The 14,910-nt window shown below is 71.5% G+C and carries 11 protein-coding genes; 5 read left to right on the top strand and 6 right to left on the bottom strand.

What is annotated here, in order from left to right:
• Positions 1–143 precede the first annotated feature (143 nt).
• On the top strand, positions 144–704 hold the full coding sequence (locus ACFYM6_RS26115) for a snapalysin family zinc-dependent metalloprotease (RefSeq protein ID WP_387279606.1): 561 nt from the start codon (positions 144–146) through the stop codon (positions 702–704).
• Between the two features lie 92 nt (positions 705–796).
• On the opposite strand, the gene ACFYM6_RS26110 is transcribed toward ACFYM6_RS26115, so the two are convergent.
• Positions 797–2,047 (bottom strand): exo-alpha-sialidase, encoded by a 1,251-nt coding sequence (locus ACFYM6_RS26110; RefSeq protein ID WP_387279604.1) that lies wholly within the window; start codon positions 2,045–2,047, stop codon positions 797–799.
• Positions 2,048–2,175: 128 nt separating this feature from the next.
• Positions 2,176–3,297, bottom strand: coding sequence for a DUF3103 family protein (locus ACFYM6_RS26105; protein WP_387279602.1), 1,122 nt, complete (start codon positions 3,295–3,297; stop codon positions 2,176–2,178).
• Between the two features lie 189 nt (positions 3,298–3,486).
• Here ACFYM6_RS26105 and ACFYM6_RS26100 point away from each other — a divergent pair, with 189 nt between their 5' ends.
• Entirely contained in the window at positions 3,487–4,218 is a 732-nt protein-coding gene (locus tag ACFYM6_RS26100) for a class I SAM-dependent methyltransferase (protein ID WP_387279600.1), read from the top strand.
• 89 nt (positions 4,219–4,307) lie between these two features.
• Positions 4,308–4,472, top strand: coding sequence for a hypothetical protein (locus ACFYM6_RS26095; protein ID WP_387279598.1), 165 nt, complete (start codon positions 4,308–4,310; stop codon positions 4,470–4,472).
• Between the two features lie 76 nt (positions 4,473–4,548).
• Here the strand turns inward: ACFYM6_RS26095 and ACFYM6_RS26090 are convergent, their stop codons facing one another.
• Positions 4,549–5,568: an SDR family oxidoreductase gene (locus ACFYM6_RS26090; protein ID WP_387279596.1), complete on the bottom strand. Its 1,020-nt coding sequence runs from the start codon at positions 5,566–5,568 to the stop codon at positions 4,549–4,551.
• Between the two features lie 129 nt (positions 5,569–5,697).
• Between ACFYM6_RS26090 and ACFYM6_RS26085 the strand changes: the two genes are divergently transcribed.
• Positions 5,698–7,491 (top strand): glycoside hydrolase family 15 protein, encoded by a 1,794-nt coding sequence (locus ACFYM6_RS26085; RefSeq protein WP_387279594.1) that lies wholly within the window; start codon positions 5,698–5,700, stop codon positions 7,489–7,491.
• 40 nt (positions 7,492–7,531) lie between these two features.
• Here ACFYM6_RS26085 and ACFYM6_RS26080 read toward each other — a convergent pair whose 3' ends face one another.
• From ACFYM6_RS26080 to ACFYM6_RS26070, 3 genes are all read right to left on the bottom strand, one after another.
• Complete coding sequence (locus ACFYM6_RS26080) at positions 7,532–10,630, bottom strand: FAD-binding and (Fe-S)-binding domain-containing protein (protein WP_387279592.1); 3,099 nt, start codon at positions 10,628–10,630, stop codon at positions 7,532–7,534.
• Positions 10,627–12,396, bottom strand: coding sequence for a thiamine pyrophosphate-dependent enzyme (locus ACFYM6_RS26075; RefSeq protein WP_387279590.1), 1,770 nt, complete (start codon positions 12,394–12,396; stop codon positions 10,627–10,629). The genes ACFYM6_RS26080 and ACFYM6_RS26075 overlap by 4 nt, the downstream gene beginning before the upstream one ends.
• A 237-nt stretch (positions 12,397–12,633) precedes the next feature.
• A complete protein-coding gene (locus ACFYM6_RS26070) occupies positions 12,634–12,816 on the bottom strand; it encodes a hypothetical protein (protein ID WP_387279588.1) in 183 nt (60 codons plus the stop codon).
• 363 nt (positions 12,817–13,179) lie between these two features.
• Between ACFYM6_RS26070 and ACFYM6_RS26065 the strand changes: the two genes are divergently transcribed.
• Positions 13,180–14,871 (top strand): right-handed parallel beta-helix repeat-containing protein, encoded by a 1,692-nt coding sequence (locus ACFYM6_RS26065; protein ID WP_387279587.1) that lies wholly within the window; start codon positions 13,180–13,182, stop codon positions 14,869–14,871.
• Positions 14,872–14,910: the final 39 nt, after the last annotated feature.

The following is a 14,910-nucleotide window of genomic DNA, read 5'->3' as shown; positions in this document are numbered from 1 at the left end:
AGCGGTGGTTCTCGGCCGACTCGGGCGTGACGCCACTCCGCCATCCCCCAAGGCAATTACATAGATAGTGCTTGATATCGACATGCGCCGATTTGTAGGCTGAGCTGGTCCCCGCTCGACCCATCCAGTTTGGAGCGTGAACGATGCGTCTGCCCAGGATGTCCCGGATCCTCGCCACCCTCGCCGCCGCGGCGATGGCGGCGCTCGGCGCCGTCGCCGTCGACTCGGCGCCGGCCTCCGCCGCCGTCCGCAACGTCTGCTACAACACCAGCCAGGCCGGGCCGTTCGCCGGGTACGCCAACCAGGCCGCGACGATCTGGAACAACGCCACGAACAACATCAACATGGCCCAGTGCGGCTCGAACCTGATGATCTACTACACCTACGGCGGCGGCTCCTACGCCGTCCGCAACAGCCTCGGCAACGGCTACGTGGTCATCGACTACTACCAGGCCCAGCAGTACTCCCCGCTGCGGATCATGACCCACGAGATCGGGCACATCCTCGGCCTGGCCGACAACTACAACGGCAACTGCGCCATCCTGATGTCCGGCGGCAGCGCCGGCACCAGCTGCACCAACCCGTACCCGAGCGCCGGCGAGGCCGCCGCGGTCGACTCGTACTTCCGGACCGCCGTCCGGAGCGCGACGACGGCTCAGGTCTTCACCGGGAGCTGGCCGGCACCCGTTGGCGCGCTGCGCTGACACCCCGCCAACCGTGACACTCCGGCCGGGTCGGCGGTTCGCCGACCCGGCCGGCCCAGTGATATCAGAACCAGGCTCCACCAGCGGGCCCGTCAGTTGTTCGGCCCGTTGACGATCCAGGAGAGGTTGAACCGCCGCCAGACGATCGCCCGGTGCGAGCGAGGGTCGCTGCCGTACTCGTAGAAGTCGGTCTCGACGAGCGCTCCGATCTTGTAATCGGCGGTCTTCGTCATGCTGGAGTAGCCGCCCTCGTGCCCGACGCCGGAGATCGGCGCGTCGCTGAGGTTGCGGCCGTAGGTGTACGCCCGGGCGTCGGGGTCGTAGCTGATCCGGACGCGCATCGCCCGGCGGCTGTCGGTCGACGCCGAGTTGAGGAAGATGGTCCGAGCCGGCGCGTCGATGTTGTAGGCGAGCACCGAGCCCTGGCACTCCGGGTCGGGAAGCCCGGTGTCGTCGGCGAATGAGCCGAAACTGGACAGCGTTCCCCGAGCTACCCGCCGGTAGTTGCCAGAATTCGGCCGGTCGTTGCGGTAGAGATTGTCGTCGGGCGTCTGCGCGATCGTGCCCTCGTTATTCGTCTCGCTCAACCGCTGGTACCGCCATTGCCGCTGCCCGTCCGGGCCCAGGCTGCCGATGATGTTGCGGCCCCGCGCCGGGACGACGAGCTCACCGGAGCGCAACTTGATCCCGTTGCCCGGGCCCACCGCATCCCACGCCCAGCCGCTCGGCGTCAGGTCCGCGGTCATCTTCACCGGCGCCGACCAACTGGCGCCGTCGTCCGTGCTCTTGCTCAGGTAGAGGTGACGCCGACCGGCGTCGGTCGAGTCGATCGCCTTGGTGCGCGTGCCGTCCGGCAACGGATCGTTGCCCGACGAGCTGCGGTCGCCGGCGTTCCAGGACATGAAGAGATAGATGGTGTTGCCGTCGACCACCGGCGTGGGGTTGCCCCAGGTGCCGGGGCCGACACCGACCACCTCCTGCAACGGCTCCCAGTCGGTCACCGCCGCGCCGTGGCTCGTGGCGGTCCTGGTGCGCTTGTAGACGAGGTTGATGTCGCCGTAATCGGCGTTGTTGTGGCGGCGGCCCTCGGCGAAGGCCAGCAAGCGCCCGCTGCTGGTCTTCACCACCGCCGGGATCCGAAAGGAGTGAAACCCCACACCGCTCACCAGCCGGTCCGGACTGGACATGTTCGCGCTACGGAACAGGGGGAAGCCGACGTGGTACTGGGCTGCCGACCCGGCCGGGTCCTCGACCGCGGCGGAGGCGGAGTCGGGGGGTGTCGCGACCCCGACCACAGCGGCGGTAAGGCAGGCCAGTCCCAGGGCGGCAGCTCGTTTGGCCATCAATCTTCTCTCCTCAGCCCTCGACGGGTGTCGGCGGGGGATGCTAGCCGTCCAATGTGAACTGTCGAACACCACGACCGGGCTGGGGTTGGGTTGCCTCCCCCGCGACGGCGCGGGAGGCAACCCGCTCAGAGCTGCTGCACCCAGTACGGAGCCACGTCCATCCAACCGTTGGCAGCCGCCCCGTGGAGCCGGCCGGAACTGCCGGTGCTGAGCGTGTACCACGAGTCCACGTAGTCCGGGTCGTCGGTCCACCAACTATCCGGCATCGCGTCGATGAGCGCGTTGACCAGCGGGGTGTAGGTGCCGTGGTCGACGACGGTCAGCAGCGCGGTGATCAACGCCTTGGCGAGGTCGCGGTAGTTGGTGTCACCGTCGTCCTCCCACATCACCACGTCGGCAAGGTTGTATTTGTAGTTGTTGAAGTGGACCAGCAGCTGGTTGGGGTAGTAGACCGTGCCGTCGTTGTCGAGGTAGGGCATCTCCACGATGTTGACCGTGGCCTTGCCGTCGAGGCCGAAGCCGCCGACGACATTGAAGATCTCGGCGCCGCCCTTGACCCACGGCTCCTTGTCATCGTTCAGCCGGATGGCGTTGACCTTGGTGGCCCAGTAGCCGGCCTGCGTCGTGACCGCGGCCTTCACGCTGGCCAGGCCCCGTACGGTCAGTTCCTCCCGAAGCTGCGCCAGGCCCCACCTCATCGCCTTGGCCACGTTGACCTCGACCACGAGCACCGGACGGTCGGGGAGCCGGACCGGGTCCAGGAGGACCTGTCCACCGGCCGGGTCGTAGCCGACCACGCTGGTCACGGCGTCGTCGGTGGACGCCGCCGCCACGAGCGGGATCTCGGCCCGGCTCAGCGCGGCCGCCATGTCCTCGTGCCCGAGCCGGAGTTGCAGCACCGACCCGGTGGCCGCCGGCAGCCCCTTGGCCCCCAGCACCGCCCGGTTCGTCGACTGGACGGCGCGGTCGGCCCGCGAGTTGAGTCTCGCCGTCAGCAGGTCCACCGGTCCGGCGGTGACGGCCGCGACGACCCGGTTGCGGCTGACCGAGTCGGCGAGCGCGGCGGCGACCTCGCGGGCGAGCCGGTCGGTGGCTGAGAAGACAGGACCCACCCCGGACGGAGCCGCCTGGGTGGTCTGCCGTGCGTCGTCCGGACGGGCCTGGGCAGGCGCCGCCGTCGAGGCGAGCACGGTGGCCGCCGCCAGGGTCAGGGACAACACGGCATGCCGGAAGGTACGTGGATGCATGGGCAACTCCTCTGCGGTCGCGGCGTCGGCTGGTGGCCGGCGCAGCCAGCTTTGCCACATGATCGCATCCATGTATAGGCATTCGTCAATGACAGATGAACGGCCCAGGAAAGATCGGAAGCGGGTCGCGGATGTGACTCGGGGCATCCATCCTTGTCGCAACGTCAGGCGACTGGTTGGGTCGACACCATGGCACGCATCGCGTACGACGACGAGGTCGCCGCAGCGTTCGAAGCCACCCGCCACATCCCTGATCAGGGGCTGGCCGCGTGGCGCGCGGCGGTCACCCGGCATCTGGACCCCAGGCCCGGCACGCGGCTGCTCGACCTCGGTTCGGGTACGGGCAGTTGGGCGGCGGCCTTCACCGACTGGTACGACGACCTGGACGTCATCGCCGTCGAGCCGTCCGCGGCGATGCGGGCCCGCTGCGTTCATCCCCGGGTGCTGCCGGGCGACGCCGCCAACATTCCCCTGCCCGACCACAGCGTCGACGCGGCCTGGCTGTCGACCGTGATCCACCACGTACCGGATCTGGCGGCGGCGGCGCGGGAACTGCGTCGCGTGGTGCGCGGCGGCGGCCCGGTGTTGATCCGGTCAGCTTTCGCCGGCCGGCACGAGGCGATCACGCTGTTCCGGTTCTTCCCGGAGGCCATCCGGGTCCTGGACACGTTTCCGAGCGTGGCTGACGTCGAGGCGGCCTTCGGCGCGTGCGGGTTCGCCGTCACCGCCTTCGACCAGGTCCCGCAGACGACCGCGTCGTCCCTGAGCGAGTGTGCGACCAGCCTGCGCCGGGAGGCGCACACGCCGCTGCAACTGATCACCGACGACGAGTACGCCGCCGGGCTGGCCCGGCTCCACCGGGCCGCCCGATCGGAACACGGCCCGGTGATCGACGCCCTGGACCTGCTCGTCCTTCGCTAACGACCCCGCGACCCGTCTGCGTCCTGGTCGGACGGTCACCGCTCCCGGATCACCCACCCGGACCGAAATGACGCGGAGTGATCAACTAATTGCACGTATCGGGGCCCACCTGGGCGCCCCTGAAGGTCCGTACCGCCATCGCCCTGCTGCTGCGGGAACTTCCCAGCCTGCGGCTCGCGGTGCCCGCCGACGAGGTGCGGTGGAAGCCCAGGCACGGCATCCTCGGCCCGACGGCGTTGCCGGTCACCTGGTAGCCGGCCGGGACGCCGGAGGTTGCCCTGCCGTCCGGCGGACTCGCTGGCAACAACCGCCGCTCAGATTGACGGATGGTCAGTCGCGGGCGGCGACCAGGGCGCCGACCGCACCCGCCGCCACGGTCAGGCCGGCGGCGGCGACCAGCCGATGCCGGGACAGCCACGCCTGGGCGCTGTGGCTGTGCGCTCGCCCGGTGAAGCTGCCCTGGGCACCGAAGTCGTGGCCGCCCGGCCCGTCGATCGGCTGCCACAGGTTCGTCGGCCGGTGCGGGTCGGCCGACTGGTCGGTCTGCTGGGACTGGTAGCCGGTCCTGGCCAGGTAGCGGTCGAGCAGGCCCGGCGCGATGCGGTTGCCCAGGATGGTCAGGGCCGTGGAGGCGCCGACCCAGTATTCGCGGCGGCCGGGCCGGTCCGCGGCGCCCACGATGGCCCGGGCCGCTACCTCCGGCTCGTAGATCGGCGGTACCGGCTGGGCGTTGCGGGGCAGCCGGGACAGCAGCCAGTCGAACTGGGGTGTGTTGACCGCGGGCAGGTGGACCATGGTCAGCCTGATCTTGCTCTTGTCGTGCATCAGCTCGCACCGCAGTGACTCGGTGAACCCGACGATCGCGTGCTTGGCCCCGCAGTAGGTGGCCTGCAGCGGAATCCCCCGGTACGCCAGCGCCGATCCGACCTGCACGATCGTCCCGCGGTCGTGGGGCGTCATGTGGGCGAGCGCGACCCGGGTGCCGTGCACGTACCCCAGGTAGGTGACCTCCATCGCGCGCCGGAACTCCTCCGGCCGGGTCTCCTGAAAGGGCGCGAAGACGGAGCTGAAGGCGTTGTTGATCCACAGGTCGATCGGGCCGAGTTCGTCCGCCACCCACTGCCCGGCGGCGACGACCTGGTCGTAGTCGGCCATGTCCACCTCGACGGGCAGGGCCCGGCTGCCGGCCGCCCGGACCTCGGCGGCGGCGGCGTCGAGTCCGGTGCGTCCCCGGGCCAGCAGCGCGATGGCGATGCCCCGCCGGGCGAGCAGCCGGGCGGTGGCCCGGCCCACTCCGGCACTGGCGCCGGTGATCACCGCAACCTGTGCCTGCCGTCTGGTTCGCCGCATGTCGCCCTCCCAGCGTCGCCTGTCCGTACTGGCTACCCCGGCGGCGGCCGAGATAACCGCGCACGGCGGGTGAGGTGTAGGGCGGAGTGGGGCGGGTAGTGCCGTGCAACGCTGCGGGGAGGTGCGGCGGTGGATCAGGACGTGGGGCCGGGCCGACCGACGGGTGAGGATGTTCGGGGCCCGAGTGTGCTGCGGGAGTACGCGCTGATCGCCGACGGGCGCCGGGGCGCGCTGGTCGGCCCGGACGGGAACGTCACCTGGCTGTGCGCCCCCGGCTGGGCCGATCCCCCGGTGTTCAGCCGGCTGGTCGGCGGGCGGGGCGACTACCTGGTGACGCCGGCGAACCGGCGGTTCGTGTGGGGCGGCCACTACGAGGCGGCCTCGCTGGTGTGGGTGAGCCGTTGGGTGACCACGGACGGGATCATCCAGTCCCGGGAGGCGCTGCTGTTTCCCGGCGAGGGGCACCGGATCGTGCTGCTGCGTCAGATCCAGGCCGTGGACGGTGACGCGGTCGTGCACGTCCGGCTGGATCCGCGGGCCGACTTCGGCCGGGAGCCGGTACGCGAGGTGCGCCGGGCGGGGCGGCACTGGCTGGCCCGCACCGGCGGGCTGTACCTGCGGCACTCCGGTGGCGAGATGCTCGGGCAGACCAGCGATGGCCCGCTGTGCGGCGAGCTGACCGTGCCGGCCGGCGGCCGGCACGACCTGGTGCTGGAGATCGCCGGGCGGCCGCTCGATGAGGCGCCGCCCGAGCCCGCCGAGCTGTGGCGGACCACCGAGCAGGCCTGGCGGCAGGCCGTGCCGGGCCTGGCCGGCGGCCACGCGCGGCGGGACGCCGTGTTCGCGTACGCCGTGCTGCGCGGCCTGACCCGGCCGGGTGGTGGGATGGTGGCGGCGGCGTCCGCGTCGCTGCCGGAGCGGGCGCTGGCCGGCCGCAACTACGACTACCGCTACGCCTGGCTCCGCGACCAGTCCTTCGCCGGCCGGGCCGGTGCGCTGGTCGGCCGGTACGACCTGCTCGACGACGCGGTGGCGTTCGTCACCGAGCGGGTGCTGGCGGACGGGGACCGGCTCGCCCCCGCCTACACGGTCGACGGCCGCCCGGTGCCGCCACAGGAGGAACTGGCGTTTCTGCCCGGCTATCCGGGTGCGCCGGTGCGGGTCGGCAACTGGGTCGGCGGGCAGTTCCAGCTCGACGTCTTCGGGGAGGTCCTGCTGCTGCTGGCGATCGCCGGGCGGCACGACCGGCTGGACGACGCCGCGCGGCGGGCGATGGAGCTGACCGCGCGGGTGATCGGCGACCGCTGGAGCCAGACGGACTCGGGCATCTGGGAGCTGGCGCCGCGCCCGTGGACCCACTCGAAGTTGATGTGTGTGGCCGGGCTGCGGGCGGCGGCCCGCGTCGCGCCGGCCGGGCTGGCCGGGCGGTGGGCATCCCTCGCCGATGCCGTCCTCGCCGACGCGGCGACGCACGGCCGCCACCCGTCCGGGCGCTGGCAGCGGGCGTACGACGACGAGCGGGTCGACGCGTCGCTGCTGTTCCCCGCGATCCGGGGTGCGTTGCCGCAGGGGGACCCGCGTACCGAGGCGACCCGCCGGGCGGTGCTGCGGGAGTTGGAGTGTGACGGTTACCTGTACCGGTTCCGCCCCGATCTCCGGCCGCTCGGGGACGCGGAAGGCGCCTTCCTGCTCTGCGGCTACGGGGCGGCGCTGGCCGCGTGGCAGGCTGGTGACGTCGTCGAGGCGAACCGGTGGTTTGAACGCAGCCGCGCCGCCTGCGGCCCGCCGGGGCTGTACACCGAGGAGTACGACGTGCAGCAGCGACAGTTGCGCGGCAACCTGCCGCAGGCGTTCGTGCACGCGCTGATGCTGGAGACCGCGGTGACGCTCGGTCAGGCGATTCCCTGTTCGTCGCCCGACTGACCGGCGGTGCCCGCGCCGTCGCCCGCGCGCCGCGCCGCCGTCACCCTCTCCGGCGCCAGGCGGCGAGCGCGACGGCCGGGGCGAGCGCGGCCAGGCCGACGACTCCGGTGGCGAGCAGTCGGGTGGCGCGGGACGGCCGCTCCGGGCGCCGTGCCCACTGTCGCTCGGGACGGGCGGTCACCGGGTCGCCGTGCAGGCCGGCCCGGAGCAGCTCGGCGAGGTGGATCGCGGTCCGGCCCGCGGCCGCGCCCTGCTCGACCTGGGTACGGCAGCTGAAGCCGTCGGCCAGGATGACGTCGGTGTCGGCGGCGTCCCGGACGGCCGGTAGCAGCACGCGTTCGGCGCACGCCTCGGAGACCTCGTAGTGCCCTGCCTCGAAACCGAAGTTGCCGGCCAGGCCGCAGCAGCCGGAGTCGAGGAACTCCGGCTGGGCCCCCGCCTTGGCGAGCACCGCCTGGTCCGCGGCGGTGCCGAGGATGGCGTGCTGGTGGCAATGGGTCTGGATCAGGGTGTGCACGGGCAGCTGCGGCGGCTGCCACCCCGGGGTGTGGTCGTGCAGCAGTTCGGCCAGGGTGACCGTCTGCTTCCGCAGCCGGGAGACGTCCTCGTCGTCGGGGAAGAGTTCGCGGGCGTCGCTGCGGAAGACCGCCGTGCAGCTCGGTTCCAGGCCCACCACCGGGGTACCGGCCCGCAGGTGCGGGCGCAGCACGTCGACGGTCCGCTGGAGCACCCGTTTGGCGACGCCGAGCTGCCCGGTGGAGATCCAGGTCAGGCCGCAGCAGACCGCCTGGTCGGGCACCCGCACCCGCCAGCCGGCCGCCTCCATCACCTCGACGGCGGCCTGGGCGATGCCGGGGTGGAAGTGGTTGGTGAAGGTGTCCGGCCACAGGAGGACCTCGCCCCGCGAGCCGTCGCCGCCCGGGGTTCGCCGGGCGAACCAGCGCTGGAAGCTCTCGGTGGCGAACACCGGGATCTCCCGGCGCTGGTCGACCCCGCCGAGCAGCTTCGCGAGCCGGCTCAGCCCGGGCGCCTGGGCCAGCGCGTTCACCGTGCGTGGTGCCCGCGCGGCGACCGCGGCCACGGCGGGCAGCCAGCCCATCGAGTAGTGCGCGCGGGGGCGGAGCCGGCCCTGGTAGTGGTGGGACAGGAACTCCGCCTTGTACGTCGCCATGTCCACGTTGACCGGGCAGTCGGCCTTGCATCCCTTGCAGGCCAGGCAAAGGTCGAGGGCGTCCCGGACGGCGTTCGACCGCCACCCGTCGGCGATGACACCGCCCCGGGCCGTCCCGTCGAGCATCTCGAAGAGCAGCCGCGCCCGGCCTCGGGTGGAGTGCTCCTCCTCCCGGGTGGCCATGTACGACGGGCACATCACCCCGCCGTGCGGTCGGCGGCATTCGCCGACGCCCACGCAGCGCAGCACGGCCCGGCCGAAACTGCCGGAGTCGTCGGGGTAGCGGAAGTGGGTCTGCACGTCGCCGTGGTTGTAGTCGACGCCCAGCCGGAGGTGGCTGTCCAGCGGATAGGGGGCGACGACCTTGCCCGGGTTCATCCGGTCGGCGGGGTCGAAGATGGCCTTGAACTGCCCGAACGCGCGGATCAGTCGCTCGCCGAACATCTTCGGCAGCAGTTCGCCCCGGGACTGGCCGTCGCCGTGCTCGCCGGAGAAGGAGCCCCCGTAGGAGACGACCAGGTCCGAGGCGCGCTCGATGAAGGAGCGGTACTGGCGTACACCCTCGGCCGTGGTCAGCTTGAACGGGATGCGGGTGTGGACGCAGCCCTGCCCGAAGTGCCCGTACAGGGACGCCTGCTCGAAGCCGTACTCCCGGTACAGGGTGTCGAGATCGCGCAGGTAGTCGCCGAGTCGCTCCGGTGGGACCGCGGAGTCCTCCCAGCCCTCCCAGGTGTCCGCCTCACCCGGTACGCGGGCGGTGGCACCGAGGCCGGACTCGCGGACCCCCCACATCTGCTCCTCGTGGGCCTCGTCGTCGAAGCGGTGCACGGTCGGCCCGTTCTCACGCCGCAGCGCGTGGAGCAGCCGGGCGAGGGCGGCCTCCGCCTCCTCCGGCGTGTCGCCGCCCATCTGGAGCATCAGCCAGCCGCCGCCCTGTGGGAGCAGGTGCAGCGCGGCGGGGTGCAGGTGCTTGCGCTTCTCGAAGTTGATCAGTTTGTCGTCGAGGCCTTCGAGCGTGATCGGGTTGTGCGGCAGGATGCGCGGCACGTCGTCGGCCGCGGCGGCGATGTCCGGGTAGCCGAGGAACACCATCGCCTTGCAAGGCACCACCGGGACCAGCTTCAGCCGGGCCCGCAGCACGGTGACCAGGGTGCTCTCCGAGCCGGTCAGGGCCTGCGCCACGTGGAAGTTCTTCTCCGGCAGGAGGCTGTCCAGGTTGTAGCCGGAGACCCGCCGGGGGATGTGCGGGTAGCGGGTGCGGAGGTCGGTCAGGTACTCGTCGCGCAGCGCGCGCAGCTGGCGGTAGATCTCGGCCGGCCGGCCGCCCCGGCGCTGGATCTCGGCGTACGCCTCGTCGCTGGTCTCGCCGACCCACATCCGGGTGCCGTCGTAGAGCAGCACCTCCAGCTCGACGAGGTTGTCGACCGTCTTGCCGGTGCGCTGCGCCGTCGACCCGCAGGAGTTGTTGCCGATCATCCCGCCGATGGTGCAGTGGTTGTGGGTCGACGGCTTCGGGCCGAACTCCAGCCGGTACGGGGCCAGCAGCTCGTTGAGCGTGTCCAGCACGATGCCCGGCTCCACCAGGCACGTCTTCGCCTCGGCGTCCACCTCGAGCAGCCGGTTGCAGTACTTCGACCAGTCGATCACCACAGCGGTGTTCGTGCACTCGCCGGCCAGGCTCGTGCCGCCGCCGCGGGACAGGACGGGGACGCCCAGCTGACGACACACCTCGATGGTGGCGACGGCCGCGTCGACGGTGCGCGGCACCACCACACCGAGCGGGATCTGACGGTAGTTGGAGCCGTCGGTGGAATAGGCGCCACGGGACCCGGCGTCGAACCGGACCTCGCCGTCCACCACTGGGCGCAGCCGGGCGGCCAGGGCGGCCAGGTCCACGTCGGTGGCGGGAGCGGGCGCCCGGGTCACCGGGTCGGGCAGTCTGACCGGCGCAGGGGCGACCCGGGTCATGACCGCAGCTCGTTGATCTTGTCCCGGGCCACGGTGGCGAGCGTCGCCTTCTTGTGCGGCTCACCGCGCAGGAACGCCTCGGTGAAGTGCTTGGCCTGCTCGTAGCGGACCTTGCCGGGCATCGGCGGCTCGTTGGGGTTGACGTCGCAGTCCACCAGCGCCGGCCCCGGATGTGCCAGAGCCTCCCGGACCGCCCCGGACAGCGACTTCGGGTCGGTGACCTTCACGCCGTATCCGCCGCAGGCTCGCGCCCAGGCCGCGAAGTCCGGCTCCGGCTGCCCGTGCCGCACCTCGTACTCCGGGTAGCCGAGGATGATCTGCTCCCACAGGATCTGCCCGTACGCGTTGTTGTTGTTGATCACCACCTTGATCGGCAGTTCGTGGCGGACGGCGGTGAGGAACTCGGCCATCAGCATGGCGAACCCGCCGTCACCGACGAACGCGATCACCTGCCGCCCCGGAAACGCGTGCTGCATGGCGACCGCGTACGGCAGGCCCGGCGCCATGGTGGCCAGGTTGCCGGACAGGTAGAACTCCCGGTTGCCGCGGATGGTCCAGTGCCGCGCCGCCCAGGTGGCGATGGTGCCGGAGTCGCAGGTGAGGATGGCGTCCGAGGTGGCGGCCTCGTCGACGCAGCTGATCAGATACTGCGGGGCGATCGGCTCACGGCTCGGGTCCTCCAACGCTTCCATGTCCGCGCGCCAAGCGTCCCGCGCCTGCTGGTACTTCGTCAGGAAGGCGCGGTCCGATCGGGCCTGGAGCATCGGCAGCAGTTGCTGCAACGCCACCTTGGCGTCCGCGGTGACGGCCGCGTCGACCGGCAGGCGCAGACCGATGAGGCTCGCGTCGATGTCGATCTGGACCACCCGCGCCTGGCCCGGCGAGGGCAGGTACTTCCCGTAGGGAAAAGAAGTGCCCACCATCAGCAGGGTGTCGCACTCCTCCATCAGTTCCTCGCTCGGCTTGGTGCCGAGCAGGCCCAGACCGCCGGTGGTCAGCGGATGATCGTCGGCGACCACCATCTTTCCCGACAATGTCTTCACGATCGGGCTGGCCAGCGCGTCGGCCACCGCGAGGACCTCGTCCCGAGCACGGCGGGCGCCGACGCCGACCAGCATCGCGACCTTCTTCCCGGCGTTGAGCACCTCAGCCGCCCGGGCCAGATCCGCCTGCACGGCCGACACCGCCGGCTGCGACACCACCGGGCTGCTCATCGGCGGCTTCCCCGGGCTGACATGCCGATACGGATCCTCCCCCGCCGCGGCGACCTGCACATCATTGGGGAAGGACAGGTGTGCGACGCTGCGCCGGGCCAGAGCGTGCCGGATGGCGATATCCACCACCCCGGGCACCTGCTGTGGATTCGTCACCATCAGGTTGTAGGCCTCCGCCACATCCTGATACAGCAACGCCGCGTGCACCTCCTGCTGATAGTGCGAACCCAGCACCGACGTCTCCTGCATGCCGGTGATAGCCAACACCGGCACGTGGTCGAGCTTGGCGTCGTAGAGGCCGTTGAGCAGGTGAATCGCCCCCGGCCCGGACGTCGCGACACACACCCCGACTCGCCCCGTCGCCTTCGCATAGCCGGTGGCCATGAAGGCCGCCGCCTCCTCGTGGTGCACCAGCACGAACCTCAGCTTGTCCCGCTGCCGGCGGAAGCCCTCCATCAGCCCGTTAATGCCGTCCCCGGGCAGACCGAAGACCGTGTCGACGCCCCAATCCACCAGCCGTCGCGCCAGGCTCTCGCCTACGATCTCCTGCACGTCACGCCTCCTGATCCTGGAGTTACCGCAGTCTCCGCCCGCGAGTGCTGGCCGGTGGAGCGCGGCGCAGCCCCCGCGCCCGCCGCCGCTTCTCGTGCCGGCTGGGCCGCGGCAGGGCCTGGTGCTCGCGTCCCGCACGTCCCGAGTCTCCGGCAGCTACCCGGGCCCGTGCCGGCGAACCGGCAAATGGCCGCTCTGCTCCCCCGTCCGCCGTGCCACCCCGGCGTTGTCTGGAAGTCACCTGCGGCGACCGAGTCGCGCCGCCAGATAGCCGATGACCAGCCCGGCGGCCACGGTGGCGAGGGTGCGGCTGCTGACCGCCGCCCGGAGCCGGGTGAATCCCTCGCGGGGGTCGGCGACCGCACCGGCCACGTTGCCGGCCGCGCCGACGACCACGTCACTGAACCGGCTCTTGTCCATCGCCCGCCACCTCTCCTGCCCGCTCCTCTTACCGCCCGTACCCGCCGTTCAGGGCGCCAAACGGGCGGCTCCCGGCCCGGGCGGCCAACCGGTCGCGCCGGGCGGCTCGGTCGGCCACGCCGTCCGGCTGTCAGGTGGGAGCTGACAGCCCTGCTGCGCGGCTGTCCAGCTCGCGTCCCTACGCCAAAGCGGGGTCAAGGATGCCCGAGCCGGTGGGATACTCCTCCTGCTGGCGCCGGCAAGCCGCGGACGTTCCGGCCGCCCGCGACCACGATCCGCCCTTGGCCGCGGCGCTGCGGCGTACGCCCACTACGGCACGGGCCCGCCGCCGGCGGCGGCCCGCCTCGCGGACAGGAGGGCCCGATGCACCAGCCGCAAGGCAGGCGTCCACCCCGCGCCGGGACCACGACCGGGCCCGCCGCGGCGGACCCCTTCGTCTGCAACGCCCGCGATCACGGCCTGACCGGCGACGGAACCACCAACGACCAGCCGGCACTCCAGCGGTTGGTCGACCACCTCGGCGCCGCCTACGCCCACGACGGTCAGCCGCGCACCATCTACTGCCCGTCCGGGGTGTACTCGATCAGGGACAAGGGCACCGTGTGGAGAAGCGGTGTCTCGCTGATCGGCGCGGGGGCCGCCGCCACCCGGTTCGTGCTGGCCAATCCGGGCGATCCGCGCTCCCCCACTCCGCTGGCCTACTTCACCGCCCGGGAACACGGCGCCAGCCGCGACAACCACATCGCCGACTGCACCTTCGCGTACTTCGAGATCGACGGCTCCGGGGTGCGGCTGCCCGAGTACGACGTGCTCGCCAAGGGCCTGGGCATGCAGTACGTGTGGCGGGGCCGCTTCCACGACCTGTATATCCACGACACGGCGGCCACCGGCTTCGGCTGCGACTTCCTGCAGGACACGTTCGTCGACAGTCTGTTGATCGAGCACTGCGGCCGGCTGGAGAACGGCGAGTGGATGGGTGGCGCCGGCATCGGCATCGGCATCGGCGGCTGGGGGCCGGTGGAGCGGTGCACGGTCAGCGCGTGCACCACGATCCGCAACGGCACCAACGGTATCTTCTTCGAGCTGCAGGGCAGGGACTGGACACCGCCTCGGGGGATCCGCGTCATCGGCTGCCACGCCGAGGGCAACCGGTTCGGCATCTCCGACTGGGGCGCCGACGGGCTCATCGTCTCCGGCTGCACCTTGATCGGCAACCACCAGGCCGGCTACGACGTGTCCTCGCTCGGCACCACGGGCGTGGCCGGGCGGGGCGGCATCGTGACCGGCTGCGTCATCGAGGACAACGTCTGGGACGGGGTCGCCATCGGCAACACCCCGGGCCCCTACACCGTCGAAGGCAACCGCATCAGCCGTAACGGCCGCTACGGCTACTGGCAGCACAACCTCGCCGGCGGACCCCAGGCGCCCGCCACCGACATGATCATCAAGGACAACGAGTTCTGGGACAACGCTCTCGAGGGCATCCTCGCCGGCTCCTCGCTGGCCGACGTCGCCATAGCCGGCAACCGCATCCGCAACAACGGCCGGCGCACCGCACCCGCCTCGTCCGGCAGCGGCGACACCGTCTCCTACACCGAACGGTCCCTCACCGACACGTCCGCGAACTGGGTGCCGGACGGCCACCGCGGCAAGTGGATCACCGCCGGTGGGCACCGGGTCATCGTCATGGGCAACACCGCGACCAAGTTGGTGCTCGCGCCGCGCCGCCCCGGCGCGCTGGCCGCCTGGCCGGACCGCACCCCACCGCCGGGGACTCCCTACGAGATACCCGGTGCCCCGCCCACCAGGGCCGGCATCACCGTGGCCGCTGCCACCTACCACCCCACCATCCACAACAACCGGATCTGGGACAGCCAGCCCCACCGGACCCAGACCCACGGCCTCCAGATCACCACCGCCGGCACCTGCGAATCCGGGTGGGTCCACGACAACCACCTGGAAGGCAACGCCGTCGCGGCCGTCCGCTTCGACACCGCTCCGTCCGGCGGGTGCTGGTACCACAACATCGGCCTGGATGACTGTCCCGGGCCCTGACCACGGCATGGAAATTGCGATGCCGGTGTGGCACCAGGA

Origin of the sequence: Micromonospora sp. NPDC006431 (assembly GCF_042870725.1) — a bacterium.
Taxonomy (GTDB): Bacteria; Actinomycetota; Actinomycetes; order Mycobacteriales; family Micromonosporaceae; genus Micromonospora.
The sequence above is the reverse complement of the archived record's forward strand: the minus strand, read 5'-3'. Positions and strand labels throughout refer to the sequence as shown.

Bases quoted from the DNA above. Each gene is read 5' to 3' on its own strand.
- ACFYM6_RS26110 (WP_387279604.1), bottom strand. From the start codon at position 2,047: ATGGCCAAACGAGCTGCCGCCCTGGGACTGGCCTGCCTTACCGCCGCT.
- ACFYM6_RS26065 (WP_387279587.1), top strand. From the start codon at position 13,180: ATGCACCAGCCGCAAGGCAGGCGTCCACCCCGCGCCGGGACCACGACC.
- ACFYM6_RS26070 (WP_387279588.1), bottom strand. From the start codon at position 12,816: ATGGACAAGAGCCGGTTCAGTGACGTGGTCGTCGGCGCGGCCGGCAAC.
- ACFYM6_RS26090 (WP_387279596.1), bottom strand. From the start codon at position 5,568: ATGCGGCGAACCAGACGGCAGGCACAGGTTGCGGTGATCACCGGCGCC.
- ACFYM6_RS26105 (WP_387279602.1), bottom strand. From the start codon at position 3,297: ATGCATCCACGTACCTTCCGGCATGCCGTGTTGTCCCTGACCCTGGCG.
- ACFYM6_RS26080 (WP_387279592.1), bottom strand. From the start codon at position 10,630: ATGACCCGGGTCGCCCCTGCGCCGGTCAGACTGCCCGACCCGGTGACC.
- ACFYM6_RS26100 (WP_387279600.1), top strand. From the start codon at position 3,487: ATGGCACGCATCGCGTACGACGACGAGGTCGCCGCAGCGTTCGAAGCC.
- ACFYM6_RS26115 (WP_387279606.1), top strand. From the start codon at position 144: ATGCGTCTGCCCAGGATGTCCCGGATCCTCGCCACCCTCGCCGCCGCG.